Source organism: Pseudomonas sp. UBA7530, from assembly GCF_002479365.1.
Taxonomy (GTDB): Bacteria; Pseudomonadota; Gammaproteobacteria; order Pseudomonadales; family Pseudomonadaceae; genus Aquipseudomonas.
The window spans coordinates 740665-767030 of sequence record NZ_DLMS01000011.1; the positions used below are offsets into that span (position 1 = coordinate 740665).

Annotated in this window: 23 protein-coding genes; 5 read left to right on the forward strand and 18 right to left on the reverse strand. The window is 63.6% G+C overall.

The window, feature by feature from the left end:
* Positions 1–71: 71 nt before the first annotated feature.
* Positions 72–1193, forward strand: coding sequence for an alanine dehydrogenase (gene ald, locus B2U07_RS17335; RefSeq protein WP_275545545.1), 1122 nt, complete (start codon positions 72–74; stop codon positions 1191–1193).
* 33 nt (positions 1194–1226) lie between these two features.
* On the opposite strand, the gene B2U07_RS17340 is transcribed toward ald, so the two are convergent.
* Positions 1227–3038: an SLC13 family permease gene (locus B2U07_RS17340; RefSeq protein WP_275545544.1), complete on the reverse strand. Its 1812-nt coding sequence runs from the start codon at positions 3036–3038 to the stop codon at positions 1227–1229.
* 111 nt (positions 3039–3149) lie between these two features.
* Entirely contained in the window at positions 3150–4334 is a 1185-nt protein-coding gene (locus B2U07_RS17345; protein WP_275545543.1) for an NAD(P)/FAD-dependent oxidoreductase, read from the reverse strand.
* A 203-nt stretch (positions 4335–4537) separates the two neighbouring features.
* Here B2U07_RS17345 and B2U07_RS17350 point away from each other — a divergent pair, with 203 nt between their 5' ends.
* Positions 4538–5269, forward strand: a complete 732-nt coding sequence (locus B2U07_RS17350; RefSeq protein WP_275545542.1) for a substrate-binding periplasmic protein — start codon at positions 4538–4540, stop codon at positions 5267–5269.
* On the opposite strand, the gene B2U07_RS17355 is transcribed toward B2U07_RS17350, so the two are convergent.
* The 3 genes from B2U07_RS17355 to mdtD form a co-directional block, all read right to left on the reverse strand.
* The gene (locus B2U07_RS17355) at positions 5270–6505 is read right to left on the reverse strand and encodes a diguanylate cyclase domain-containing protein (protein ID WP_275545541.1); all 1236 of its coding nucleotides are present in this window, start codon (positions 6503–6505) and stop codon (positions 5270–5272) included. It abuts the gene before it with no gap.
* A 100-nt stretch (positions 6506–6605) separates the two neighbouring features.
* Entirely contained in the window at positions 6606–7982 is a 1377-nt protein-coding gene (gene dbpA / locus B2U07_RS17360) for an ATP-dependent RNA helicase DbpA (protein WP_296277400.1), read from the reverse strand.
* 49 nt (positions 7983–8031) lie between these two features.
* On the reverse strand, positions 8032–9456 hold the full coding sequence (mdtD, locus tag B2U07_RS17365) for a multidrug transporter subunit MdtD (protein WP_296277401.1): 1425 nt from the start codon (positions 9454–9456) through the stop codon (positions 8032–8034).
* 769 nt (positions 9457–10225) lie between these two features.
* On the opposite strand from mdtD, the gene B2U07_RS17370 reads away from it, so the two are divergent.
* Positions 10226–10690, forward strand: a complete 465-nt coding sequence (locus B2U07_RS17370) for an REP-associated tyrosine transposase (RefSeq protein WP_275545538.1) — start codon at positions 10226–10228, stop codon at positions 10688–10690.
* Between the two features lie 129 nt (positions 10691–10819).
* On the opposite strand, the gene betA is transcribed toward B2U07_RS17370, so the two are convergent.
* The 10 genes from betA to B2U07_RS17420 form a co-directional block, all read right to left on the reverse strand.
* Complete coding sequence (gene betA, locus B2U07_RS17375; RefSeq protein ID WP_275545537.1) at positions 10820–12517, reverse strand: choline dehydrogenase; 1698 nt, start codon at positions 12515–12517, stop codon at positions 10820–10822.
* A 153-nt stretch (positions 12518–12670) separates the two neighbouring features.
* Positions 12671–14143 (reverse strand): betaine-aldehyde dehydrogenase, encoded by a 1473-nt coding sequence (betB, locus tag B2U07_RS17380; protein ID WP_275545536.1) that lies wholly within the window; start codon positions 14141–14143, stop codon positions 12671–12673.
* Positions 14144–14338: 195 nt separating this feature from the next.
* Positions 14339–14929: a transcriptional regulator BetI gene (gene betI, locus B2U07_RS17385; RefSeq protein ID WP_275545535.1), complete on the reverse strand. Its 591-nt coding sequence runs from the start codon at positions 14927–14929 to the stop codon at positions 14339–14341.
* 84 nt (positions 14930–15013) lie between these two features.
* Positions 15014–15370 (reverse strand): hypothetical protein, encoded by a 357-nt coding sequence (locus B2U07_RS17390; RefSeq protein WP_275545534.1) that lies wholly within the window; start codon positions 15368–15370, stop codon positions 15014–15016.
* A gap of 10 nt (positions 15371–15380) precedes the next feature.
* A complete protein-coding gene (locus tag B2U07_RS17395) occupies positions 15381–15740 on the reverse strand; it encodes a hypothetical protein (RefSeq protein WP_275545533.1) in 360 nt (119 codons plus the stop codon).
* A gap of 151 nt (positions 15741–15891) precedes the next feature.
* Entirely contained in the window at positions 15892–16743 is an 852-nt protein-coding gene (locus B2U07_RS17400) for a glycine betaine ABC transporter substrate-binding protein (protein WP_197858009.1), read from the reverse strand.
* A 349-nt stretch (positions 16744–17092) separates the two neighbouring features.
* Complete coding sequence (locus B2U07_RS17405; protein WP_275545532.1) at positions 17093–18037, reverse strand: choline ABC transporter substrate-binding protein; 945 nt, start codon at positions 18035–18037, stop codon at positions 17093–17095.
* Positions 18038–18066: 29 nt separating this feature from the next.
* The gene (locus tag B2U07_RS17410; protein WP_197858007.1) at positions 18067–18945 is read right to left on the reverse strand and encodes an ABC transporter permease; all 879 of its coding nucleotides are present in this window, start codon (positions 18943–18945) and stop codon (positions 18067–18069) included.
* Positions 18938–20143 carry a quaternary amine ABC transporter ATP-binding protein gene (locus B2U07_RS17415; protein WP_275545531.1) on the reverse strand — a complete coding sequence of 402 codons (1206 nt, stop codon included), beginning with the start codon at positions 20141–20143 and terminating at the stop codon, positions 18938–18940. Before B2U07_RS17415 ends, B2U07_RS17410 begins: the two co-directional genes overlap by 8 nt.
* Positions 20144–21099: 956 nt before the next feature.
* Positions 21100–21996, reverse strand: coding sequence for a glycine betaine ABC transporter substrate-binding protein (locus B2U07_RS17420; RefSeq protein WP_275545530.1), 897 nt, complete (start codon positions 21994–21996; stop codon positions 21100–21102).
* Here B2U07_RS17420 and B2U07_RS17425 point away from each other — a divergent pair.
* Both B2U07_RS17425 and B2U07_RS17430 read left to right on the forward strand, forming a co-directional pair.
* Positions 21995–22201 (forward strand): hypothetical protein, encoded by a 207-nt coding sequence (locus B2U07_RS17425; protein WP_275545529.1) that lies wholly within the window; start codon positions 21995–21997, stop codon positions 22199–22201. The two genes, B2U07_RS17420 and B2U07_RS17425, sit on opposite strands and share 2 nt — an antisense overlap.
* A gap of 424 nt (positions 22202–22625) precedes the next feature.
* On the forward strand, positions 22626–23723 hold the full coding sequence (locus B2U07_RS17430) for a GlxA family transcriptional regulator (protein ID WP_197858004.1): 1098 nt from the start codon (positions 22626–22628) through the stop codon (positions 23721–23723).
* 162 nt (positions 23724–23885) lie between these two features.
* Here B2U07_RS17430 and B2U07_RS17435 read toward each other — a convergent pair whose 3' ends face one another.
* From B2U07_RS17435 to B2U07_RS17445, 3 genes are all read right to left on the reverse strand, one after another.
* Positions 23886–24137 (reverse strand): hypothetical protein, encoded by a 252-nt coding sequence (locus tag B2U07_RS17435; RefSeq protein ID WP_275545528.1) that lies wholly within the window; start codon positions 24135–24137, stop codon positions 23886–23888.
* Positions 24138–24214: 77 nt separating this feature from the next.
* Positions 24215–24988, reverse strand: a complete 774-nt coding sequence (locus tag B2U07_RS17440; protein ID WP_275545527.1) for an electron transfer flavoprotein subunit beta — start codon at positions 24986–24988, stop codon at positions 24215–24217.
* 101 nt (positions 24989–25089) lie between these two features.
* Positions 25090–26319, reverse strand: a complete 1230-nt coding sequence (locus B2U07_RS17445) for an electron transfer flavoprotein subunit alpha/FixB family protein (protein ID WP_275545526.1) — start codon at positions 26317–26319, stop codon at positions 25090–25092.
* Positions 26320–26366 lie beyond the last annotated feature (47 nt).

Sequence of the window (26366 nt, forward strand, 5' to 3'; positions counted from 1 at the left end):
GGATTTCCCGGTAAGGCGCGTGGCCCTTTCCTAGACTTCAGGGTGTTGATCCTGAACGCTGGGAGAGAGTCATGCGAATCGGCGTACCCAAGGAAATCAAGAATCACGAGTACCGTGTCGGCCTCACGCCGCAGTCCGTGGCCGAACTGACCGCGCTGGGGCACGAGGTATGGATCGAGACCCAGGCCGGCGCCGCCATCGGTTTTGCCGACGAGGACTATCGCGAGGCCGGGGCGCAGATCGCCCAGAGTGCTGGCGAGGTGTTCCAGCAGGCGCAGCTGATAGTCAAGGTCAAGGAGCCGCTGGCGGTGGAGCGGGCCAAGCTGCGCGAGCAGCACACGCTGTTCACCTACCTGCACCTGGCGCCGGACCGGTCGCAGACCGAGGAGCTGATAGCTGGCGGTGCCACCTGCATCGCCTACGAGACGGTGACCGATGCGCAGGGCCGCCTGCCGTTGCTGGCGCCGATGTCGGAGGTGGCCGGGCGTATGTCGATTCAGGCCGGTGCCGGCTGCCTGGAAAAGGCCCGCGGCGGCCGCGGCGTGCTGCTCGGCGGCGTGCCTGGGGTGGCGCCGGGCAAGGTGGTGATTCTCGGCGGCGGGGTGGTCGGCAGCCATGCCCTGGCCATGGCCGTTGGCCTGGGCGCCGATGTCACCGTGCTGGACAAGAGCGTCGATGCCTTGCGCCGGCTCGATGCGCAGTACGGAAACCGCATCACCACGCTGTACTCCACGCGTGCGGCGGTACGCGAGCAGGTGCTGGCGGCCGATCTGGTCGTCGGCGGTGTGCTGATTCCCGGGGCGGCTGCGCCCAAGCTCATCACTGCCGACATGGTGCGGCAGATGAAGACCGGCGCGGTGCTGGTGGATGTCGCCATCGACCAGGGCGGCTGCGCCGAAACCTCGCGTGCTACCACTCATGCCGAACCTACCTACGTGGTCGACGACGTGGTGCATTACTGCGTGGCCAACATGCCCGGTGCGGTGGCCCGTACCTCGACCCTGGCGCTGAACAACGCCACGCTGCCATTCGTCGTCGCGCTGGCGCAGAAGGGCACGCGCCGAGCGCTGGAAGAGGATCCGCATCTGCTGGCCGGCCTCAACGTCGCGCGTGGCGTCATCACCTGTGCCAGCGTTGCCGAGGCCCACGGGCTGCGTTTCCAGGCGCCGGACGGCTTGCTCGAGCAACTCTAGGCAGTGAATGGTTGTGGCCTCTTTTCCCCACCTTTACAGCGGCCACACCCAAAGCAGCAGGGGCACGCTGATCAGTACCACGAGTATTTCCAGCGGCAGGCCCAGGCGCCAGTAGTCGCCGAAGCGAAAGCCGCCGGGGCTGAGGATCAGCGTGTTGTTCTGGTGGCCGATGGGTGTGAGGAACGAGCAGGAGGCGCCGATGGCCACTGCCATCAGCAACGCGTCCGGGCTGACGCCCAGCTGGCTGGCGGCGCTCAGGGCGATGGGGCACATCACCGCGGCGGTCGCCGCGTTGTTCATGAAGTCCGACAGGGTCATTGTGACGATCAGCAGCAGGGTCAGGGTGATGATGGCGTTGCCCTGCGCCAGGTGTTCCATCAGCACCCTTGCCAGCAGGTCAGCAGCACCGGTCGATGACATCGCTCCGGCCACCGGGATCAGGGCGCCGAGCAGTACGATCACCGGCCAGTCGATGGACTCGTAGACGGCGCGCAGCGGCACCAGACGCAGCAGCATGTAAGCCAGCACGCCGCTGGCGAAGGCGATCGCTGCCGAGAGCAGGCCGAAGGCGGCCGCAGCGATGGCCAGCAGCATGATGCCGAGCGCGAGATTGGCCTGGCTAGGGTCGGGAATGTTGATCGCCCGCGCGGCCAGCGGCACGCAGTCATAATCGTTGGCGAACTCGCCGATATCCTCGGCGCTGCCCTGCATCAGCAACACGTCGCCGCCCTGGAACTGGGTCGAACGCAGGCGCTTGATGGAGCGATGGCTCTGCCGGGAGATGGCCAGCAGGTTGATCGAGTAGCGGCTGCGCAGGCGCGTGCTGCTGGCGGAGCGGCCGATCAGCGAGGAGTCGGGTTTGACCAGCAGCTCGAGCATGGCGCGCTCCTCGCTGTTGCTGACCTTCTTCTCCGTTTCGCCATCCTTGTCTTCCTTCTGTTCGGCTTCCTCGGCCTCGCGCTCGGCCTCCAGCAGCAGGTCGAGCTGGCCGAGCACCTCGCCCAGCTCCTTTGGGTCGGCCTCGATCACCAGCACGTCGTCGGCCTGCAGCACGCGCCGCGGGTTTGGCGCGGTCAGGCGCAGCTTGTTGCGCACCATGGCCACCACCTGGGCGTCGGCTTCGTCGAGCAGTTGCTCGATCTCGCGCAGGGTCTTGCCCTGCGCCTTGCCGCCTTCCTTGACCCGCGCCTCGGTCAGGTAGTGGCCGGTGTCGAAGCTGGCGGCGTTGCCCACCTCGCGTTTCGGCACCAGTCGCCAGCCGAGCAGGGCGATGAACAGTACGCCGGCCAGGGCCACGGCCACGCCGACCGGGCTGAAGTCGAACATGGCGAAGGGGCCACCGCCATGCTGGGCGCGGAAGCTGGAAACGATCAGGTTCGGCGGTGTGCCAATCAGGGTGGTCATGCCGCCGAGAATGGTGCCGAAGGCCAGCGGCATCAGTACGCGCCCCGGTGGCAACTCCAGGCGGGCGGCAATCTGCAAGGCGATGGGCATCAGCAGGGCGAGGGCGCCGACGTTGTTCATGAATGCCGAGAGCAGCGCGCCAAGGCCGGTCAGCGCGGCGATGGACAGCAGCACGCCGGCGCCGCTGGGCAGCAAGCGTTGCGCCAGCCGGCTGACCGCGCCGGTGCGTTGCAGGCCGTGGCTGAGCACCAGCACGCAGGCCACGGTGATCACCGCCGGGTGGCCGAAGCCGGTGAAGGCTTCGCGTTCGGGCACCAGACCGACGATCACGCAGGCCAGCAGGGCGCCGAGCGCCACCACGTCATGGCGCCAGCGGCCCCAGATGAACAGGCCCATGCTGGCCAGGAGGATGATGAAAATCTGACCTTGTTCGAGGTTCATGCGTGGGACTGTCCCTGTGGTACCCAACTTCGCGTCTGCTGTTCATAGCAGAGTCTGCGCCGCGCTGGCAGTTCCCGTCGCGCCAGCGGATGGAGCGCAATATTTCGCGCCTCAGACGTATTGCGCGGCGGCGTACCCCGAAGCCCAGGCCCACTGGAAATTGAAGCCGCCGAGGTGGCCGGTGACGTCCAGCACTTCGCCAATGAAATACAGCCCCGGCACCTTGAGCGACTCCAGGGTTTTCGACGACACCTCGTCGGTGTTCACCCCGCCCAGGGTCACCTCGGCGGTGCGATAGCCCTCGGTGCCGGCCGGCACCAGCTGCCAATCGGACAGGCGCTCGGCAATCGCCTTGAGTTCGCTCGGCGTGTACTGCTTCAGTGGTTTGTTGGTGAACCAGCTGTCCACCAGCAGCGTCGCCATCTTCTTGGTGAACAGCTCGGCCAGCAGGGTTTTCAGCTCGCTGTTGCCGCGCTCACGCTGCTGGGTGGCCAGCCACTCGGGCAGGTCGATATGCGGCAGCAGGTCGATATGCACGGTGTCGCCCGGCTGCCAGTAGGATGAAATCTGCAGGATCGCCGGTCCGGACAGGCCACGGTGGGTGAACAGTATGTTCTCGACGAAGCTCTGGCCGTTGCAGCTCACCCGGCAGTCTTCCACCGAGGTGCCGGACAGCTCCGTGCACAGCGCCTTCAGCTGTGGGTCGGTGATGGTGAAGGGCACCAGGCCTGCACGGGTCGGCAGCAGTTCGTGACCGAACTGGCTGGCCACCTGATAACCGAAGCCGGTAGCGCCGAGTGTGGGAATCGACAGCCCGCCGGTGGCGATGACCAGAGACTGGCAGGTTATCTGGCCAAGGTCGCTGTGCAGCAGAAAACCGCCGTCGCGCTTCTCGATGCGCTGTACCGCCGTGTCCAGGCGTATCTGCGCGCCAGCCTCGGCGCATTCGGCCAGCAGCAACTCGAGGATGTCGCTGGACTTGTTATCGCAGAACAGTTGGCCGAGCTTCTTCTCGTGGTAGGGCACGCCATGCTTGGCCACCAACCCGATAAAGTCCCATTGGGTGAAGCGCGCCAGGGCGGACTTGCAGAAGTGCGGGTTGCCGGAGAGGAAGTTGCCCGGCTCGCAGTACATATTGGTGAAATTGCAGCGACCGCCACCGGACATGAGGATTTTCTTGCCGGCCTTGTTGGCGTGGTCGAGCACCAGCACCCGGCGGCCACGGGCGGCGGCCGTGGCAGCACACATGAGGCCGGCGGCGCCTGCGCCGATGATCAGTACGTCGGTTTGCAACACGAGAGGCCCTCGGGTGGATCGCAGGCAGGGACGGGCTGCGCGAAAACCGGCGAAGTTTACCCGAAGCGACCCTCGTCCGCCGGTCTGCCTGCACTCTTTACGTGAACCATCAACGCCTGGTTGGTTGTCTCAAACTGGAAACAGTGACGGGTAAGGCTGAGCCTGCTATCACTACACCGAATAATTCCAATGGGTCGTCGCCAATGCCCGCTGTACGCGTCTGGCTTTTTCTCCTGCTGCTGTCCTCGGCGCTGGCTTCAGCCGAGTCGTTACGTCTGGTGGCCGACCCATGGCCGCCCTTCACCGATCAGCGGCTACCGGGCAAAGGCCTGGCCAGCGACCTGGTTGAGCAGGCGTTCAAGCGCGCCGGCTACCGTACCAGCTACGTGGAAGTGCCCTGGGAGCGTGCGGTGCGGGGACTCAAGCGGGGCGACTACGATGTGCTGATCAACGCCTGGTACAGTCCCGAGCGCGCCGAATACGGGTACTACTCCAAACCTTATCTGTTCAATCGCATCCGCTTGCTGCAGCGCAAGGGCGGCAACATCCATTTCGAACGCCTGGCCGATCTTTACCCGCACAGCATTGCGGTGGTCAGGGGGTATGCCTATTTCAGGGAGTTCGACAACGACCCGCATTTGCGCAAGGTCGGTGTCGGCAGCTTCGAGATCGCTGCGCGTATGCTGCATGCCGGGCGGGTGCCCCTGGCGCTGGAGGACGAACTGGTGGCGCGCTACCACCTGGGTCGAGAGCTGAGTTCGATGCGCGACGAGCTGGAATTCCTGCCGCTGCCGCTGAGTGAAAACGGGCTTTATGTCCTGATCAGCCGCAGCCGTAGCGACTACGGCGAGATCGCCAGCCGCTTCGACCAGGCGATCCAGGCCATGAAGGACGATGGCAGCTACGCCACCACGCTGCAGCGGCACAGTCCCTGATCAGGCCACGACCGTACGCGCGCGGCCCTGCTGCTTGGCCCGATACAGGCGGATATCGGCTTCATGCAGCAGGCTTTCCAGGTCTTCCGGTTCGCCCTGATAGAGCCCGGCGCTGAACGACAGCGGCGGGGCGCCTACCGTGTAGTGCAGCCCGGCGCACTGGCGACGCAATCTCTCCAATGCCTGCGCGACGTGCTCTGCGCCATGCAGGGTGAGCAGGGCGAATTCCTCGCCGCCCAGGCGGCCGAGCAGCATGTCGGGGAAGGCATTGCTCATTGCCCTGGCGAACACCACCAGGGCGCTGTCGCCGCTGGCATGGCCGAAGCCATCGTTGATCTGCTTGAAGTGATCGAGGTCGAGCATCGCCACGCTGACTTCGCGACTTTCCCGTTGCGCCTGCTGCAGCATCTGCAGGCCCTGTTCGTAGAAGGCGCGGCGGTTGTTCAGGCCGGTCAGGGCGTCGAACTGCGCCGCCTTCTTCAGCGCGCGCAACAGGTCACGACGCTCCAGGGTGGACATCACCCGGCAGTTCAACTCTTCCGGGCAGAACGGCTTGCGCAGGAAATCGTCGGCACCGTGCTTGATGAACTGGGCGCTGAGCGAGCCTTTGGGGTCGGCGGAAACGCCGATGATGATCAGGTCATTGAGGCGCAGCTTTTGTCTTAGCAGCTTGACCAGCTCGAAGCCGCTGACGCCGGGCATAGCATGGTCGAGCACCAGCAGGTCGAGGTCGGGGTGTTCGTTCAGCTGGCGCAGGGTTTCCTTGCCATCGCTGGCTTCGATGAGCTGATAGTGATGCGGTTCGAGAATATGGCGGATGTAATGACGCTGCGCCGCGGAGTCGTCAGCGATGAGAATCTTGATGTGGCTGTTCTGATCGAGCCGGTGCAGCAGGCGAAAGGCGTACTCGTAGGAGTGCTGGCTTTCCTTGAGCACGTAGTCGACCACGCCTTTCATCAGCAGATCATCGCGCCGCTGCTCGTTGTAGCTGCCACTGAGCACGATGCACGGCAGTTGATAGCGCATCACCAGATCGACGCTTTCGCCGTCCGGTGCGTCCGGCAGGTGCAGGTCGACGATGGCAGCGAAGAACAGCGAAGCGGAGGTCTCCAGCATCACCTCGGCCTCAGCCAGCGAGGCGCAGAAAATTGGCTCCAGATCGGTTTCCTGGCGGAACAGATGCTCGAGGATCTTCAGGACCAGCGGGCTGTCTTCGATGACCAGAATATTGCGCATGGGTAACTCCGGCCCAGGCCGTTTGATCCTTTATATCAGCCCCGGAAGTCGTGCGCGATCTTGCGAGGCAGAGCGAGTGCGCTCGATCACGAGCAACTTCTTATAACAGACGTACGCGCAGCGTTCTGCCCTTGATCTTGCCTTCGCTCAGGCGTTTCAGAGCCTGGCGCGCCACGTCACGCTGCACGGCAACCAGGGCTTGGTAATCGAACAGGGCGATCTTGCCGACCTGATCGCCGGGGATGCCGGCATCGCCGGTCAGGGCTCCGAGAATGTCGCCGGGGCGCAGTTTCTCCTTGCGTCCGGCACCGATGCACAGCGTATGCATCGGTGGCAGCAACGGTTCGCCAGCAGACTTGGCGGCAGGCAGCGGATACCAGGCCAGTTCCTTGCCCTGCAGGGTTTCGATGGCCTGGGCTCGACCGGCTTCGGCTGGTGCTACCAGGCTGAGCGCCAGGCCTTTGTCACCGGCGCGTCCGCTGCGGCCGATGCGGTGAATATGAACTTCGGCATCGCGCGACAGCTCGACGTTGATCACCATCTCCAGCCCGGCGATATCCAGGCCACGGGCAGCGACGTCGGTGGCCACCAGTACGCTCAGGCTGCGGTTGGCGAATAGGGCGAGGATCTGGTCGCGCTCGCGTTGCTCCAGGTCGCCGTGCAGGGCCGCGGCGGAAATCTTCTCGGCCTCCAGTTGTGCCGCCAGCTCGTCGCACTGCTGGCGGGTGGCGCAGAAGGCCACCACCGGCTGCTTGCGAAAATGCCGCAGCAGGGTGCTGACCGCCTGCATGCGCTGGTCGGAGGCTATTTCGTAGAAGCGTTGCTCGATCTGATCATCGTCGTGCAGCGCCTCGACTTCGACCCGCTCGGGCGTGCGCAGGAAGCGCGCGGCGAGTTGCTCGATGCCGGCTGGGTAGGTGGCGGAGAACAGCAGGGTCTGCCTGCGCGCCGGGGTCTGCTCGATGATCTCGCTGATGCTGTCGACGAAGCCCATGTCGAGCATGCGGTCGGCCTCGTCGAGCACCAGGGTGTTGAGGCCGTCGACCTTCAGCGTGCCCTTGCGCAGGTGCTCCTGCACCCGGCCCGGTGTGCCGACGATGACGTGGGCACCATGCTCCAGCGAGCCGATCTGCGGGCCGAAGGGCACACCGCCACATAGGGTCAGTACCTTGATGTTGTCGGCGGCGCGCGCCAGGCGGCGGATTTCCTTGGCCACCTGGTCGGCCAGCTCACGTGTCGGGCAAAGCACCAGCGCCTGGCAACCGAAGTAGCGCGGGTTGAGCGGGTGCAGCAGGCCGATGCCAAAGGCGGCGGTCTTGCCGCTGCCGGTCTTGGCCTGGGCGATCAGATCCCGGCCCTGGAGAATCAGCGGCAGGCTGGCGGCCTGAATCGGCGTCATCTCGGCATAGCCGATGGCGGCGAGGTTGGCCTGCATGGCGGCGGAAAGGGGCAGGCTGGCGAAGGCGTTGGCGGTCACGGCAGGAGCTCGGGCATGGAGAAACAGGCCGGCAGTGTAGCAGGCCCGCTCATTCGTCCGCTGAAACCTCGATGCTGCGCCCGCCTCGACCCTCTTTCGCGTCCAGTTGCAGAAAGATCGCAGCGGCCAGCATCGACAGCAGGCCGACGCACAGGTAGGTGGCCTGGAACGCCTGCAGCACGTGCTCGCTGCCGCCCAGCTCACGGCTGAAACCACTGAGCAGCGCCGCCGCCGAGGCGACGCCAAGGCCCATCGCCAGTTGCACCACTACCGACAGCAGGCTGTTGCCGCTGCTGGCGTCACGGTTGTCCAGGTCGATCAGGGTCACGGTGTTCATTGCGGTGAACTGCAGTGAGTTGCAGGCACCGATCAGGCTCAGCTGGATGATCAACTGCAGCGTCGAGGTGTCGCCGTCGACTAGCGCCAGGCTGGCGATCAGTGCACCGAGCAGCAGGGTGTTGCTGGTGAGGATGTTGCGGTAGCCGAGGCGTTCGATCAGCGGCCTGGCCAGCGGTTTGGCCGCCATCGCTGCCAGCGCCAGCGGGATCAGGCTCATGCCGGCCTGGGCGGGTGAATAGCCCATCGCCAGTTGCAGCAGCAGCGGTGTGAGAAAGGGCAGCGCGCCGCTGCCGAGGCGGGCGAACAGGTTGCCGATGATGCCCACGGCGAAGCTGCGGGTATGGAACAGCCTGGGCGCGAACAAGGGGTGTTCGATGCGCCCGGCGCGCAGCCAGTAGGCGGCCAGGCAGGCCATGCCGCCGAGCAACAGCAATACCACGCGCATGGTCGGCAGGTGCAGCTCGCCCAGACCTTCCAGGGCCACGGTGATCAGCAGCATGGCGGCGCCGAACAGCAAAAAACCGGCGGTATCGAAGCGGCTGCGTTCCGGCCCGCGCAGGTCGGGCATATGCCGCAGCGCCGCCCAGCAGCCGAGCAGCCCCACCGGCAGGTTGATCAGGAAGATCCAGTGCCAGCTCGCCACTTCCACCAGCCAGCCGCCAAGGGTGGGGCCGATCAGCGGGCCGAGCAGGCCGGGCAGGGTGATGAAACTCATAATCCGCACCAGCTCCGAGCGCGGATAGGCGCGCAGTACCACCAGCCGTCCGACCGGCATCATCAGCGCGCCGCCCAGGCCTTGGATGACTCGTGCGCCGATCAGCATGCTCAGCGATTCCGATATCGCACAGAGCAGCGAGCCGAGGCTGAACAGGGCGATGGCACCGAAGAAGATGCGCCGGGTACCGAAGCGGTCGGCGATCCAGCCCGAGGTGGGGATCAGCAGGGCGACGGTGAGCATGTAGGCGATCACCACCGACTGCATGCGCAGCGGGTCTTCGTTGAGATCGGCGGCCATGGCCGGTAGCGCGGTGTTGAGGATGGTGCCGTCCAGCGTCTGCATGAAGAAGGCGATGGCGACTATCCATGGCAGCAGGCGGGCGGTGCGAGGGTCGAGTTGGCTGAGCATGGGTTGCATGAGGCGTCCGGCAGTGAAGGGCGGCAGGGGCCGCTCCGCCATTATCGCGGGAAGTGCTCCCGTTCGACGGCGCTGGCACGAATAAATTCGATCCGACATGCATGCGCAGTCCGGCTGGGACCCAGTATGGTCGGGCATCGATCGGTAGGAGCGGATTTATCCGCGATAGGGTGTGGCTCCGATGCTGCGAGGATCGCGAATAAATTCGCTCCTACAGGCGGGAGCGGCGGCTGGCACTGCGTAGGGTTGGACCATGATCGGTAGGAGCGGATTTATCCGCGATAGGGTGTGGCACCGATGCTACGAGGATCGCGAATGAATTCGCTCCTACAGGCGAGATTGGAGGCTGGCACTGCTTAGGGTTGGATCACGATCGGTAGGAGCGGATTTATCCGCGATAGGGTGTGGCTCCGATGCTGCGAGGATCGCGAATGAATTCGCTCCTACAGGCGAGATCGGAGGTTGGCACTGCGTAGGGTTGGACGGTGATCGGTAGGAGCGGATTTATCCGCGATAGGGTGTGGTACCGATGCTGCGAGGATCGCGAATGAATTCGCTCCTACAGGCGAGATCGGAGGCTGGCACTGCGTAGGGTTGGACCACGATCGGTAGGAGCGGATTTATCCGCGATAGGGTGTGGCTCCGATGCTGTGAGGATCGCGAATGAATTCGCTCCTACAGGGTGGGGCTTGCGGGGGCGACCGTTCTGGTCGCCATGTCGGCGGGGCTGGTCTAGGGTGTTACGAACGAAGGATCAGGAGGCAAAGGAATGCCGGACGATATCTACCCTCATGCGCGCAGCTTGCGCGTCGGCCGCTTTTCCGAGGCCGGGCGCAGCTACATGATTACCACCGTGACGGCCGGGCGCCGCCCGCTCTTCCTGGATTTCGTCACGTCCCGCCTGTTGATTCAGCAGATGCGCCATTGCGAGGCGGAGGGGCTGGCCCGCTCGTTGGCCTGGGTGGTCATGCCGGATCATCTGCACTGGTTGGTGACTCTGGATCACGGCGGATTGGCCCGCCTGGTCAAGCACCTGAAGGCGCGCAGTGCTCAGGCGATCAACCGCGAGCATGCCGTGCAGGGTCGGGTATGGCAGCCGGGCTATCACGACCGGGCGGTTCGCCAGGAAGACGACGTGCGCGCCCTGGCACGCTACATGGTGGCCAATCCGCTCAGGGCCGGATTGGCGCAACACGTGGCGGACTATCCGCATTGGGATGCGATTTGGTTGTAGGGCACGGATCGCGAATAAATTCCTTCCTATCGCCCTGCCCCAGGGACACGAAATACTAGCGGCATGAGCCCTGCGTGTAGGAGCGAATTTATTCGCGATAGGGGCCGCAGGCCCCTCCGATGTTGGATGTCAGGCCGCCGAGGCCGCCCGCTGCGGTTGCCCGCGCACGGGTCGCTCGCCGGCGACGAAGTAGGGCGCGGTGCTGCGCGGCAGCGCCTGGCGCCCGCGAATCCGATCGGCGATCTTTTCGGCCATCATGATGGTGGTGGCGTTGAGGTTGCCGGTGATGATCTCCGGCATGATCGAGGCATCCACCACACGCAGTCCCTGCAAACCGTGCACGCGACCCTGGCCGTCGACCACCGCCATGTCGTCCTCGCCCATCTTGCACGAGCAGGACGGGTGGAAGGCGGTTTCCGCATGTTCGCGAATGAAGGCATCGAGCTCTGCGTCGGTCTGCACGTGGGCGCCGGGGCTGATCTCACGGCCGCGGTACGGATCGAGTGCCGGCTGGCTCATGATCTCGCGGGTGATGCGGATGGCGTCGCGGAATTCCTGCCAGTCCTGATCAGCGCTCATGTAGTTGAACAGGATGCTAGGGTGCTGGCGCGGGTCCTTCGACTTGAGCTGGATACGCCCGCGGCTGGGCGAGCGCATGGAGCCGACGTGGGCCTGGAAGCCGTGCTCGTTCACCGCGTTGCTGCCGTTGTAGTTGATCGCCACCGGCAGGAAGTGAAACTGGATGTTGGGCCAGGCGAACTCCGGGCGGGTGCGGATGAAACCACCAGCCTCGAACTGGTTGCTGGCGCCGATGCCGTGGCCGGTGAATAGCCACTGCGCGCCGATGCCCGGCTGGTTGAGCAGCTTGAGCGCAGGGTACAGCGACACCGGCTGGGTGCAGGCGTACTGCAGATACATCTCCAGGTGATCCTGCAGGTTCTCGCCGACGCCCGGCAGTTCGTGCACGACATCAATGTCCAGGCTGCGCAGCAGCTCGCCCGGGCCGACGCCGGAACGCTGCAGGATCTGCGGCGAGGCGATGGCGCCGGCACACAGCAGTACTTCGTGACGGGCACGGGCCACGGTGGCGTCATTGGCGTTGCCGATCAGGTAGCTGACGCCGCTGGCGCGCTTGCCGTCGAACAGAATGCGGTCGGTGGTGGCATGGGTGACGATGGTCAGGTTGGGCCGTCCCCGCGCCTGATCCAGATAGCCACGGGCGGTGCTGGCGCGACGACCTTCGGGGGTCACGGTGCGATCCATCGGGCCAAAGCCTTCCTGCTGGTAGCCGTTGAGGTCGTCGGTACGCGGATAACCGGCCTGCACCCCGGCCTCGACCATGGCGTGGAACAGCGGGTTGTTGCCGACCTTGGGCGTGGTCACGCTGACCGGGCCGTCGCCGCCGTGGTAGTCGTTGGGGCCGATGTCGCGGGTTTCCGCCTTGCGGAAGTAGGGCAGGCAGTCGTGGTAGGTCCAGTCTTCCAGGCCCTTGGCCTTGGCCCAGTTGTCGAAGTCCAGCGCGTTGCCGCGGATGTAGCACATGCCATTGATCAGCGACGAGCCGCCCAGGCCCTTGCCGCGTCCGCACTCCATGCGGCGGTTGTTCATGTGCGGCTCGGGGTCGGTCTCGTAGGCCCAGTTGTAGCGCCGGCCCTGCAGGGGGAAGGCCAGGGCGGCGGGCATTTGGGTGCGGAAATCGAGGCGGTAGTCGGGGCCGCCGGCTTCGAGCAGCAGCACGCTGACGTCTGCATCCTCGGTCAGGCGGGTGGCCAGAACATTACCGGCCGAGCCGGCGCCGATGATGATGTAGTCGAATTCCTGAGTCATGGCTCCTCCTGCTGCCCGGTTGCGATCCGGGAAAACACGGTGACTATTCCCGGATTGCATCCGGGCTACGCGGCGGCGTTTTTTTGTAGGAGCGGATTTATCCGCGAGAGGCATCGCGGATGAATCCACCCCTACATGGTGTGGCGTTGACGATCAGAACACCGAGGCGTAGTCGCCCATTTCCAGCTGCACCGACTTGATGCGGGTGTAGTGGCCGAGGGTGACCAGACCGTTCTCGCGCCCGACGCCGGACTGCTTGTAGCCGCCCACTGGCATCTCGGCTGGCGATTCGCCCCAGGTGTTGATCCAGCAGATACCGGCTTCCAGCTTGTGGATCACCCGGTGCGCACGGTTGAGGTCGCGGGTCACCACGCCGGCGGCGAGGCCGTAATCGGTGTCGTTGGCGCGGCGGATCACTTCATCTTCGTCGTCGTAGATAAGGATGCTCATCACCGGGCCGAAGATTTCCTCGCGCACGATGGTCATGTCGTCTCGGCAATCGGTGAACACGGTCGGCGCAACGTAGGCGCCATTGGCGTACTCGCCGTCGGTCACGCGCGCACCGCCGATCAGCAGGCGTGCGCCTTCGCTGCGGCCTTTGTCGATATAGCCGAGCACGCTTTCCATGTGCGCGTAGCTGACCAGCGGGCCGAAGTTGGTGGCGTCATCCAGCGGATCGCCAAGGCGGATGCGCTTGACCCGATCAAGCACCTTGGCCTCGAAGCGTGCCTGCAGCATGCGCGGCACGAACACGCGAGTGCCGTTGGTGCAGACCTGGCCGGAGCTGTAGAAGTTGGCCATCACCGCGATGTCGGCGGCGCGATCCAGATCGGCGTCCTCGAACACGATCAAGGGCGACTTGCCGCCCAGCTCCATGGTCACTTCCTTGAGGCTGGAACTGGAGGCGCTGGCCATCACCTTCTTGCCGGTGACGGTGCCGCCGGTGAAGGAGATTTTCTCGATGCCCGGATGCTCGGTCAGCCACTGGCCGACTTCGCGGCCGCTGCCGGTAAGCACGTTGAACACGCCGGCGGGCAGGCCGGCCTCGGTGTAAATCTCGGCCAGCTTCAGCGCGGTCAGCGAGGTGACCTCGCTGGGCTTGAAGATCATCGCGTTGCCGGCAGCCAGGGCCGGGGCGGATTTCCACAGGGCGATCTGGATCGGGTAGTTCCACGCGCCGATGCCGGCGACCACGCCCAGTGGCTCGCGACGGGTGTAGACGAAAGAGGTCTCGCGCAGCGGGATCTGCTCGCCTTCGATGGCCGGGATCAGGCCCGCGTAGTACTCCAGCACGTCGGCACCGGTAACGATATCGACGTAGCGGGTTTCGGAAAGCGGCTTGCCGGTGTCGAGGGTTTCCAGCTCGGCCAGCTCGTCGTTGCGCTCACGGAGAATATCCACCGCCTTGCGCAGAATGCGCGAGCGCTGCATGGCCGTCATCGCCGCCCATACCTTCTGCCCTTCGGCGGCGCTGGCCACGGCACGATCCACGTCCGCCTGGCTGGCGCGCTGCACCTTGGCCAGCACCTCACCGGTAGCCGGGTTGATGCTGTCGAAGGTTTCTCCACTGCTGGCGGCGACGTACTGGCCGCCGATGTAGAGCTGCTGTTCGGCGAAACGGGGCATGGGCTGTCCTCTGAACTCGGTCAATCTGCTTAGAGGACAGCCTATTTTATTTAAATTGAACGATCAATCAATAAAAACGACAAGGCGCAGCCAAACGCGACATACCAAGTGAGCAACCCACGCAGCCGTAGGGTGGGCTTTAGCCCACCAGGGTCAGGAAGGATCGAGCTTCTGAGGTCTCGCCGCCGGCAAACCCTAACGGGCCTTGGCCAGCTGCAGGTCGAGGTAGTCGTAGGCGATGCGGCGCGCCTGGTCGGTGTCGAAGGCTTCGCCGGAGAGCGCACCGCGCAGCCACAGGCCATCGATCAACGAAGCCAGGCCGCGAGCGGCAAGGCGCGCCTGGTCTTGCTCCAGGGCGCGATGGAACTGGCCGCAGAGGTTGGAATACAGGCGGTGGTCATTGACCCGCTGCAAGCGCTGCAGGGCCGGCTGGTGCATGCTGCTGGCCCAGAACGCCAGCCAGGTTTTCATCGCCGGGCCGCTGACCTGACTGTCATCGAAGTTGCCATCGATCATCGCCTTCAGGTGCGCGCGCGGGCTGTCGTCGTCCAGCGCCTGGCGCCTCTGGGCGACGGCATCACGCAACGCCTGCATCAGGTGGCGCATGGTGGCTTCGAGCAGACCGTTCTTGTCCTTGAAGTAGTGGCTGATGATGCCGTTGGAAACACCGGCCAGGCGGGCGATATAGGCGATGCTGGCGTCGGCCATGCCGACCTGGTCTACGGCTTCCAGGGTGGCGGCGATCAGTTGCGAACGGCGAATGGGCTGCATGCCGACCTTGGGCATGGGGTTCTCCATGAGGGGCAAGGAGCCGAAGTCTAGGCAGTTTTTGACTGAGCGATCAATCAATGCGTGCTGCGGTGTCTGCAGTCAGCGGCCTGTAAGCAGAAGATGTGGCAGAAACAGGGCGGTGCTTAGGCCCAGGCCCTGCAACAGGTGGCTGAAGAAGAGCCTGGTAACACTACGTGCGTCCCCGACGTACAGCACGCCAGTCAGCGTACGCTCGTTGCAACGAATGGAATACAGGGCGACCGTCAGGCAAATGGACATGCCAAACGCGCCGGCACCAATTCCCCAAAGGCCCCAGGAAGCTGGCGCAAGCCAGGCAGGAAGATAGGGCAGAAGCAGCAGCTTATAGCCCTCCGGCCGGTTGGTAACGGCCTGTATCCAGCGCTCCAGTTCGTTACGAGCCGGCCGCCTGTGAAGGTGTCGGAGCTTCTTGCTCATACCGCGTCGATCAAGGCTGTTGAGACTCCTCGGCGGCTTCCGAGGGCAGGGCGGTGCATTCGATCAGCGCGGCGACGTACAACAGTCCGACCGCCATAACGGTATACAGATCGAAACCGAACAGAAACTGGGTGATCAGTGCCGTAAGCAGCAGGACGGCGATAGCCAGCTTCGAGGTACCGGGCTTGCCGGCCGCTAGCAGAGCCGCCCCGAAGATGGCTGCGATCATCAGCCCGGCGCAGATGGCCAGATAACGGTAGGTCTTTGCGTCCCAGATCAGGAAAATGTTGATCGAGCTGGTGTAGACGAACAGGAACGTCAGCAGGGTAAGACAGCCAATAGTGGCGAAGACGACGGCGGTACTTTTCATTGCGTTCTCGGTCTGTTCGTTTTCGGGGGGCGAGAGTCTAGAGGGCATGCCGTCGATGTCCCAGTCGAGATGTCCGAAAACTTGAACTCGGACTCGGCAGAAACGACAAAGCGGGCCGAAGCCCGCTTTGTGCTGGTGCAGGACCAGCGTCTTACTTCAGCCAGCTGTCGACGCGATCCGGGTTCTTGGCGATCCAGTCCTTGGCGGCCTCATCCGGCTTGGCGCCTTCACGAATGGCCAGCATCACCGAACCGACTTCTTCGCCGCTCCAGGAAATCTTGCTGAGGAAGGCGGCAGCGTCGCCGGCCTTGCCCTTGAGCTGCGGGTTGGCCACGGTGTCGACGCGCTCGTCGTCGCCGAAGACCTTCTTCGGATCTTCGAGGAAGCGCAGTTTCCATTTGGCGAACATCCAGTGCGGAATCCAGCCGGTGACCACGATCGGCTTCTGCGCCTTCTCGGCACGGGTCAGGGCGGTGGCCATGGCCGGGCCGGAGCTTGGCATCAACTTGATGCTGGCCAGGTTGTATTCCTTGATGGCGTCCTCGGTGCGGCGCATCACGCCGGCACCGGCGTCGATACCGGTGATCTTGCCGTCGAAGTCCTTGGCGTATTTCTCCAGGTCTTCGATGGTCTTGGCCTGAACGTAGTCCGGCACGATCAGGCCGATCTTGGCGCCGGAATAATTGGTGCCGAGGATCTCGACCTTGTCCTTGAGCTTCTCGTAGTACTCGCCGTGGGTGGCTGGCAGCCAGGCGGAAAGGGTGGCGTCGAGGTCGCCGCGGGCGACGCCCTGCCACATGATGGCGGGTTCGACCGGTTTCAGCTCGACCGTGTAGCCGAGGCGGCTTTGCAGGATTTCACCTGCGACATGGGTAACGGCAACGCTGTCGTCCCAGCCGTTGACGTAGCCGATCTTCAGGGTGGGTTTGTCGGCGGCCAGGGCGCTGCCCATGCCGATGGCCAGGGCGGCGGCGCCGAGGCAGAGGTGTTTGAGTACGCGCATGTTATTAGTGCTCCGTCAGTTGAGAGCAAGGCTACAAACTTCTGCGCTCGGCCATGCCGCGTTGGAAATCAGCCTCAAAATGCTCATGTACGGCTCGTACATTGCGCCTTCTCGGCCCATTTCGCCTTGCCTGGCCATCGCTCGCTAGGTTTGTAACCTCCTCTAGAGTGGCAGTTGCAAAGTGTTGACTGGCTCGTTCTCATTGCGGGCCTTGCGAACCGTGTTGCGTTGCAGATTGCCGGTTCGCGGGCAAAGCCTCGCCGTCACGGCCAAATTGGCCGCTATCGTTCAGCGAGGAGGTTTCCAGGCCCGAACCGCGAGGTTCGAGCCCGAATCGAGTCGGGTGCGGTTACAGCCCGACGTGTTTCTTCACGGCAGCGACGCCGTCCTGGCCGTCGAAGGTGGTCACGCCGCTTAGCCACTGGTCGAGGATCGCCGGGTTGGCCTTGATCCACTCCTTGGCGACGTTCTGCGGGTTTTCCTTCTCGAGTACCTTTTCCATCAGCTGGCTTTCGATATCGACGGTGAACTGCAGGTTGTTCAGCAGTTTGCCGACGTTCTCGCAGCGCGCCTCGTAATCCGGCGGTACCACGGTGTAGACCTTGGCTGCGCCATAGTCGGGGCCGAACACGTCGTCACCACCGGACAGGTAGGTGATGTCGTGCTGAGTGTTCATCGGGTGCGGCGCCCAGCCGAGGAAGACCACCGGCTCCTTCTTCTTGATGGCGCGCGACACCTGTACCAGCATGCCGGCTTCGCTGGACTCGACCATACGGAAGTCGCCTAGGTCGAACTGGTTGTTCTTGATCATGCCGTCGATCAGCAGGTTGCCGTCGTTACCCGGTTCGATGCCGTAGATCTTGCCGCCCAGCTGATCCTTGAACTTGGCGATGTCCTGGAAACTCTTCAGGCCGGCTTCGGCCGCGTAGGTCGGTACGGCCAGGGTGTACTTGGCGCCTTCGAGGTTGGCCTTGGGCAACACCTTGACACCGTCGCCCTTGAGGAACGGCTCGATCACCGAATCCATCGAGGGCGCCCAGTAGCCTAGGAATACATCGACCTGCCCGCTCTTCACGCCAGTGAATGCGATCGGTACCGACGCCATGACCTTGCGCGGCTGGTAGCCCAGGCCTTCGACCAGGGTCATGGCCACGCCGGTGGTGGCGGCGATGTCGGCCCAGCCGATCTCGGCGAAACGCACCTGTTTGCAGCTCGCCGGCTCCGCGGCCATGGCGCCCTGCATCAATGCGCAGGACAGCAGGCCAATGGCGGCGGTGGTCTTGAACGATTTCATCTGCGGTTCCCTGTGAAGTGAAAAAGTAGTTACTGGCGCTGCAGTTTGCCGCTGAACCAGGCGAACACGCCGCGCTTGGCAGTCTGTTTGGTGCCGAAGCTTTCGGTGATGCGATCGAGGATGATCGCCAGCAACACCACGGCCATGCCGCTTTCGAAGCCTAGACCGATATCCAGGCGCTGGATACTCGCCAGCACGTCGTTACCCAGGCCGCCTGCACCGACCATCGAGGCGATGATCACCATCGACAGGGCCATCATGATGGTCTGGTTGACCCCGGCCATGATCGACGGCATGGCGTTGGGCAGTTGCACCTTGAACAGCAGCTGGCGGCTGGTGCAGCCGAACGACTGACCGGCCTCGACGATTTCCTTGTTCACCTGGCGAATACCCAGGCTGGTCAGGCGCACTGCCGGTGGCATGGCGAAGATCACCGTGGCGATGATGCCGGGCACGCGACCCAGGCCGAAGAGCATCGCCGCCGGGATCAGGTAGACGAACGCCGGCATAGTCTGCATGAAGTCGAGAATCGGCCGGATGATGGTCGCCACGCGCTCGCTGCGTGCGGCCCAGATACCCAGCGGGATGCCCAGCAGCAGGCTGATCAATGTCGAGGAGAAGGTCAGACCGAGGGTGACCACGGTCTGCTCCCAGAAGCCGGTCAGGACGATGAGGATGAACGCCACCGCCGTGAAGATCGCGAAGCGTACGCCGATGCGCCAGAGGCCGAGGCCGACGAAGATGGCGATGAGCAGCCAGGCCGGCGGCAGCATCAGCAGGTTCTCGATGCCCTCGGAGAAACCGCTGACCAGTTGGCCGATGCTGTCGAACACACCGCTGTAGTTGTCCAGCAGGTGCTGGACCACGTCGTTGACCCAGCTGCCCAGGTCGAGTTTCTTGTCACTCATTGGATTCCCCCTGCAGGCGGGTCAGCAGACGCCCCTTGCTGATGGCGCCGCAATAATGACCTTCGGCATCCACCACCGGGATCGGCCCTTCGTTGTCCACCAGACGGGTGATGACGTCTTCCAGTGGCATGTTTTCAGGAACCGGAACCACCTGCTTGAGCGCATCGGAATTCAGCGGCCGAGGCTCGTCGCCGTCGACCATCAGGGCGATCTTCTCGAGGCTGATCGAGCCCTGGAAGTTGTTCTGCTCGTCGACGATGAAGGCGTAGTGTTTGTCCAGCGCCTGCAGCTCTTTGCAGATCTTCGCCGCGTCCGGCGCCTTGCCGTTGTGCACGTAGGTCGGCACGCTGTCGGCCTTGAGCTGGCCGGCGGTGAGATAGCGGCTGGTGTCGACGGTGTCGAAGAAGTTGCGCACGTAGTCGTTGGCCGGCTTCTCTATCAGTTCCTGCGGGGTGCCGACCTGGACCAGCTTGCCGCCTTCCATGATGCCGATGCGGGTACCGATGCGCATGGCCTCTTCGATGTCGTGGGAGACGAAGATGATGGTGCGGCGGTGGGTTTTCTGCAGCTCCAGCAGCACGTCCTGCATCTCGCGGCGCTTGAGCGGGTCGAGGGCGGAGAAGGCCTCGTCCATGATGATCATCGACGGGTTCACCGCCAGGGCACGGGCCAGGCCGACGCGTTGCTGCATGCCGCCGGAGAGCTCGTGCGGATACTTGCTGGCGAAGGGGGCGAGGCCGACCTGTTCGAGCACTTCCATCGCACGCTGCTCGCGCTCCTTGCGCCCGACGCCAGCGACTTCCAGGCCGAAGGCGGCATTGTCCAGCACGCTGCGCGAGGGCATCAGGGCGAAGGACTGGAAGACCATGCTCATGTCGCGACGGCGTAGTTCGATCAGCTGCGATTGCGGCAGCTTGGCCACGTTCTGGCCGTCGATGTAGACATCACCGGCGCTGGGCTCGACCAGGCGGTTGATCAGACGAATCAGGGTGGATTTGCCGGAGCCGGAAAGGCCCATGAGGACGAAGATCTCGCCCTCCTCGACGCTGAACGACACGTCGCTGACTCCGATTACCGCGCCTTTCTCGGCGAGGATCCTTTCCTTGCTCCAGCCTTCCTTGAGTAAGCCAATGGCTTCTTGTGGGTTTGAGCCGAAAACCTTGTACAGGTGTTCGACCACGATCTTTCCAGACTGCATGGGACATTTCCCCTTCAATCGGCATCCAGTGGGCGCTGGCACGGCTGGGTACGCATCATCGAAGCGTAGAACCGCGGTGACAGACCTCTGATATCTGTGGGTGTTTTCTGAAAGTCGAGGTTGGCGAACGTTTCGCTGCGCTGGCAGGAGCCTGAACTCGGGCACGTTCAGACGAAACGCAGGCGGTTGTCATAGACCGTCGCGCCGTTGAATCGTGTAGAAGAGTGATCGTTGCCTTGCCGTGCTGCAAACCGCTTTCCAAACCCTCTGGCAGTGTTTCGAAATCCAGTCCCTTGGGGGTTCATGCTCCGTCCTGGAGCATGCGTACATCCGAAATTTCTTGTTGGGCCGGCGCCCGTGGAGGTGGGCCAGCGCTTATCTGTTCTTCGGTCCGGGGTTGTGGGGCCCCAGTCTGCCGCTCCTCTGAGGAGTCGGCAGCGACGTCATCGGCTGACTCAACGATATAGCCTTGGAGGCTGCGCAATTATCGGTTTGCGACTCTGACATGTTGGGCGACGACATGGCGCTGTCCGCTGCGTGTTTAGCGATTTTCCACATGCTATCGAGCTGGCGGTGTGGGATAAGTCCACGATTTTTAATCCCTCCCTTGGTGAGGTTTCGAATGAGTGGTGCGGCACACGCGTTAAAAACCTTAACAGACTTTTTTACCCTCAGGCCAACCCTGAAACCCGCGTACGGCGCGGTTTCCCGCTCGCTGATCGGGCTGCAGGCGCCATAGGACGGGGGCTGCGCTTGTGTTGAAAAAAATTGACAGCGGCAAGTTGAAAAAGATCATTTTGCGTCGAAAAGGTTCGTGCGCGGCCCGATGATTACTGGCAGCCGATGCAATCACCACAACAGGAGGGAAACGATCGCCTCGAGTTTTGTATGAACGAGCAATATGCCGATTTTTTATCGTCTTTAACCGGATTTTTACGGATTTTTTAATGCATTTCTCAGGGGCGTCTGCTTACGCCGACGAGCCAGCCGTTGACCAATTCGGGATTCTTGTCCATCCACTGTTTGGCCACGCGCCGTCGGTTGGTATTGCCTTCGAGTACGCCACTCATCAACTGGTTTTCCGCTGCGATGGTGAAAACCATGTTGCGAAACAGCTGGGCCACGTTCGGACACTCGTTGGCGAAGCCGCCGCGTGTGACGGTATTGACCTGCGCCGCGCCATAATCAGGGCCAAAATACTCATCGCCGCCGGACAGGTAGAACATGCGTAGTTGATCGTTCATCGGGTGCGGCTCCCAGCCGAGAAATACCGCGGAGCGACCCATCTGCTGGGCGCGTTCGACATGGTTGAGCATGCCCTTCTCGCTGCTTTCCACCAAGGTGAAATCACGCAGACCGAAGACGTTCTCACGAATCATGGTCTTGACCATTTCGTTGCCTTCGTTGCCAGGTTCGATGCCGTAGATCTGGCCACGCAGCTCGTCCTTGAAGCGATGGATATCGGCGAAGTCCTTCAGGCCTGCTTCATGCGCAGGCTGCAGTACCGCGAGGGTGTAGCGCACGCTGGGCAGGTTGGTTTGCAGCTTTTCTATGCGTCCGCTTTGCAGATGGGACTCTGCCAATTGGCCTTGTGCCGGCATCCAGCTGCCGAGAAAGACATCGACGTTGCCGTCGGCGAGCGCCTGATAGGTCTCGGGCAGCGACAGCCGCTTTACCTGGGTGCGATAGCCGAGATCGGTCAGTACCAGGCGGGCGACGGCTGTGGTCATGGTGATATCGGTCCAGCCGACATCGGCGAGGGTGATCAGCTCACAGCGTTCGGCCTCGGCGGCCTGCAGGCCGGAGCCGTAGAACAGGCCGAATGCGATTAGCCAATGAGCGAGTTTGTTCATGGATCACACCTGCCTGTTCGAAAGAGGGATTCAGTTGCTGACTAAAAAGCAAATGGCGGGCCGCCTGCATGGTGAAAAACGACCTCCGCATACCCAGCATGGCCGCTTGCCATTCTTTATCTGTTACCTCTGCGGATGGGGTGGGAACGCAGCGGGCACGGAAAGAAAATTGCCGATCGTTTACGGCGCCACTTTCCATCCGTGAATGTACGGATGCCGGGGTTGCGAATCGCCCATTTCGAGGCAAACCGCATTTGAGCCGGGCTGGGGCGAATGCGGTGTTTCTCGCCAGCTTTTGGTGCGTTCCAATCCGGTCTGGAACGACCGTCTCAGGGGGCTGTTACCGCCCATCCGTTACTCCCTATGAACCTCTGTGTGGAGGTTATCCTCGTAGTGCTACCGAAATGCACAGAGGCCCTTGAGAACGGGCTTCCCGGCTCATTTGCAGGTGCAGTGTCGAGCCTTGGAAAGCCCGGTTGGCGAGGGCATGTTTTTTTATTGAAGGCTTGATCAATTTCGGCATGGGCTTTGCCTGATTTATATGACCAGCTGGTCTCGAATCAGCACATAACAAAACTACGGTCCGCCACTGTCGGACCGATACCGTGCTTAGCGTGAGGGTTTCATCGATGTCGCAGTCCAGCCAAGGGGCGCAACCCCAGAATCGTGCCGTCCAGTCCATTGGCTTCCTGCTCCTGGATAATTTCACTCTGATTTCCCTTGCCTCGGCGGTGGAGCCCCTGCGCATGGCCAACCAGCTCTCCGGCAAGGAGCTGTATCGCTGGCACACGCTCACGCTCGACGGCCTGCCCGTCAGCGCCAGTGACGGCCTGCAGATCACCCCGGATGCCGCCATGCAGAATGCTCCGGCACTGGATGCGGTGATCGTCTGCGGCGGTGTGGACATCCAGCACAGCGTCAAGCGTGAGCATGTCAGCTGGCTGCAATTGCAGGCACGCCAGGGCCGTCAGGTTGGCGCCGTATGCACCGGCAGTTGGGCGCTGGCCAAGGCCGGGCTGCTCGATGGTTACGATTGCAGCGTGCACTGGGAGTGTCTCGCTTCGATGCAGGAAGCCTTCCCGCGCGCGGCCATCACCACCCGCCTGTTCTCCATCGACCGCAATCGCAACACCTCGTCCGGCGGTACCGCGCCGATGGACATGATGCTGCACCTGATCGGCCAGCAGCACGGGCGTGAACTGGCTGCCGGCATTTCCGAGATGTTCATCTACGAACGTATTCGCAACGAGCAGGATCATCAGCGCGTACCGCTCAAGCACATGCTCGGCAGCAATCAGCCGAAGCTGCAGGAGATCGTCGCCCTGATGGAGGCCAACCTAGAGGAGCCGATCGACCTCGACGAGCTGGCCTGTTTCGTCGACATTTCCCGTCGCCAGCTCGAGCGTCTGTTCCAGAAGTACCTGCACTGCTCGCCGTCGCGCTACTACCTCAAGCTGCGTCTGATTCGTGCGCGTCAGTTGCTCAAGCAGACCAGCATGTCGATCATCGAAGTGGCCTCGGTATGCGGCTTCGTTTCCACTCCGCACTTCTCCAAGTGCTACCGCGAATACTTCGGCATTCCGCCGCGCGACGAGCGTGCCGGCCAGCAGGGACACAACCTGGTGGTGCTGCTGCCGATTCCCGAACAGCAGCAGATAAACTCCAGTGCGGTATTGGCGTTGAGTCGCGCCCAGGGCGAATCGACCTTCGCCAGTGTGCGGATCTGAGCCGAGCGGCAATGAAAAACGGGGCGCCACTGGCGCCCCGTTTCGTTTTGAGTGGTGTTCTGTGTTGGCTGTTTGTGGTGGGCTGAAGCGGATCGCTGCCCGGCCCACCCAGCGCGGTGCATTGTAGTCGTCGTAGGGTGGGCTTCAGCCCACCGATCTAAGTCAGGCCTGCTTCGGTACCAGTGCTGGCAGCAGGTGCCGGCTGATGGCTTCGCGCACATTGGGCAGCAGCGTGGCGTTGCCGCCGAGCAACTCTTCCACCAGGCGGCGCAGGGCTACGGCACGCTCCGGGCTGAGGCCGCTGACGGCCAGCTCGCAGGATTGCTCTGGCGTGGCGCCCGAGGGAATGCTAAGCCCCAGTGCAACCAGGCGTTCGCGGAAATCTTCCTGGTCGATCAGGTCGGCGTGCATCATGGTCATGACTCCTTGTGGCAAAGCTGGTTTTAACAGCGTAGGCGAAGCGGCAAGGCAGACGGTTTTCCAACCGCCCGTTAGCGCAGGACGCCTTCTTCGATCAACAGCTTGAAGATAGCCTCCGCGCCGTCCTGTGGCGAGACATCCTTGAGCACCTGACCGCCGCCGCCACTGGCTTTGGCCGTCGCCGCCTTCATCCGTTCGGCGCCAGTCTTGGCCTTGATCACCTTCAGGCGTTTTGGCCGCGGCTTGGCTGGCTGCAGGCTGGCCTCAGCCAGCAGCGGATCGTCGATCACCGTGACTTCGTGGGCTTCGACCTGGCCACGGCGAGCCGGGCCGAAGGCGCTCTGGCGTGCGACCGGGGCCGCATTATCGACGCTGGCGACACACGGCAGGCGTACCTTGAGGCGACGGCGCTGGCCACGTGGCAGGGCTTGCAGCACCTGGGCCACGCCGTTCTCGACCTTCTCCACTTCGGCCAGGCCGACCACCATCGGCCAGCCCAGACGTTCGGCCAGCAGGAACGGCAGCATGCCCGAACCTTCGCCGGTTTCCGCCTGGCTGCCGGTGAGTACCAACTGCGTGCGACTGCCTTGCAGGTAGTCGACCAGCAGCGGCAGGGCGTCTGCGCCTTCCGGCTGTTCCAGCACGTCGAGCTGTTCCAGGCCCATGCCTAGGTAACCGCGCAACGCTTCGGCCTGCGGGTCGCCGGCATGCAGCAATTGCAGATTCTGCCCGGCCAGGCGCAGGCCGAGTTCCACCGCGCGGGCATCCTGCTCGGCGCGGCGTGCGCGGGCTGAGGTCGGATGGGCGCCGACCGACACCAGGGCGACGATATTCAGATCAGTCATTTGGGCAACCTCGAACAGTGGGGGCAGCTTTAGCCGCGATATGGCCATACGCGCGATCTGTCGCGGCTGAAGGCCCTCCCACGAGAGAGTATTCGTGAGGATTAGGCCGCTTCACGCTTGCCCTCCTGGCGCCAGGCGGCGACACGCTCCATCAGCGCGCGCAGGATCGCCGCTGAGTCGCCGATCACCGAGAGATCGGCACGTTTAATCATGTCGCAGCCGGGATCCATGTTCACCGCCACCACCTTGTCGCAGGCGCCGATGCCTTGCAGGTGCTGGATGGCGCCGGAAATACCGACGGCCAGGTAGACGCGAGCGGTGACCCAGGTCCCCGTGGCACCGACCTGACGATCACGCGGCATGAAGCCATCGTCGACCGCCACGCGCGAGGCGCCTTCGGTTGCTCCAAGGGCGACGGCAGCTTGGTGGAACAGGTCCCAGTCCTTCACGCCGTTGCCGCCGGAAAGAATGAATTCGGCCTCGGCCATGGGAATCTGCGCCGGGTCCACGGCCACCGGGCCCAGGTCCTCGATGCGCGGCAGGCTGTGGGCGACCTTTCCGGCCAGCTCCAGCGGACGGACTTCATGGCGGGTCTCACTGACCGGCTCGGCGCATTCGGCCGCGGCCAGAATCAGGCGTGGCAGCGCGCGCTGGAGATCCTGCTGACCACTGCCGGCACGGCCGATGGCCTGTTCGCCGGCAACCTGCCAGACGCGCGTTGCAGGGCGCTCACCGAGCTTGGCAGCCAGGCGCCGGCCCAGTTCTCCGCCGCCGGTGCGGCTGTCTGGCAGCAGCCAGTGACGCGGCGCCAGTTGGCTTTCCACAGCGCTCAGCGCCAGTCCGCGGGCTTCCGGCGCGTAGCCGTCGAAGGTGTCGCCGACGATACGCAGCAAACGGTCGACGCCGGCCGTGTCGAAGGCGCTTTCCTTGTCCTCGCCGAACACGATCGCCACCACCGCGCCGCTATCGCCAGCCAGTTTGCGGGCCAGGCCGAGCAGGTCCTTGTCATGGCTGGACAGACGGCCGCCGACCATGTCCGGCACCACGCAGATGTGGAATGCCGGTTGCTCGACGACGTGCAGCGGCAATTGCACCTCGACGCTGGCGCTGCTGCGTTTGCCGGCCGTGCCCTGCTGGGCGCCGCTGCGGTCGATACGCTTGAGCCCGGCCGGGCCGATGAAACCGGCGGCGATGGCGTGCGGGTTCTTGCGGATGATGCCGTTGGGGCCCATCCAGCTGGTTTCGGCCTTCTGCATCGACGCATGCAACGGGTGCAGGCGGTTGCGGGCGATCCACTCGGCGCGTGGGTCACGGCGGATGATGTCGCTCATTCCAAGGCCTCCAGGCTGTGTGTAGGGCGGGTACAACCCGCCGGGCA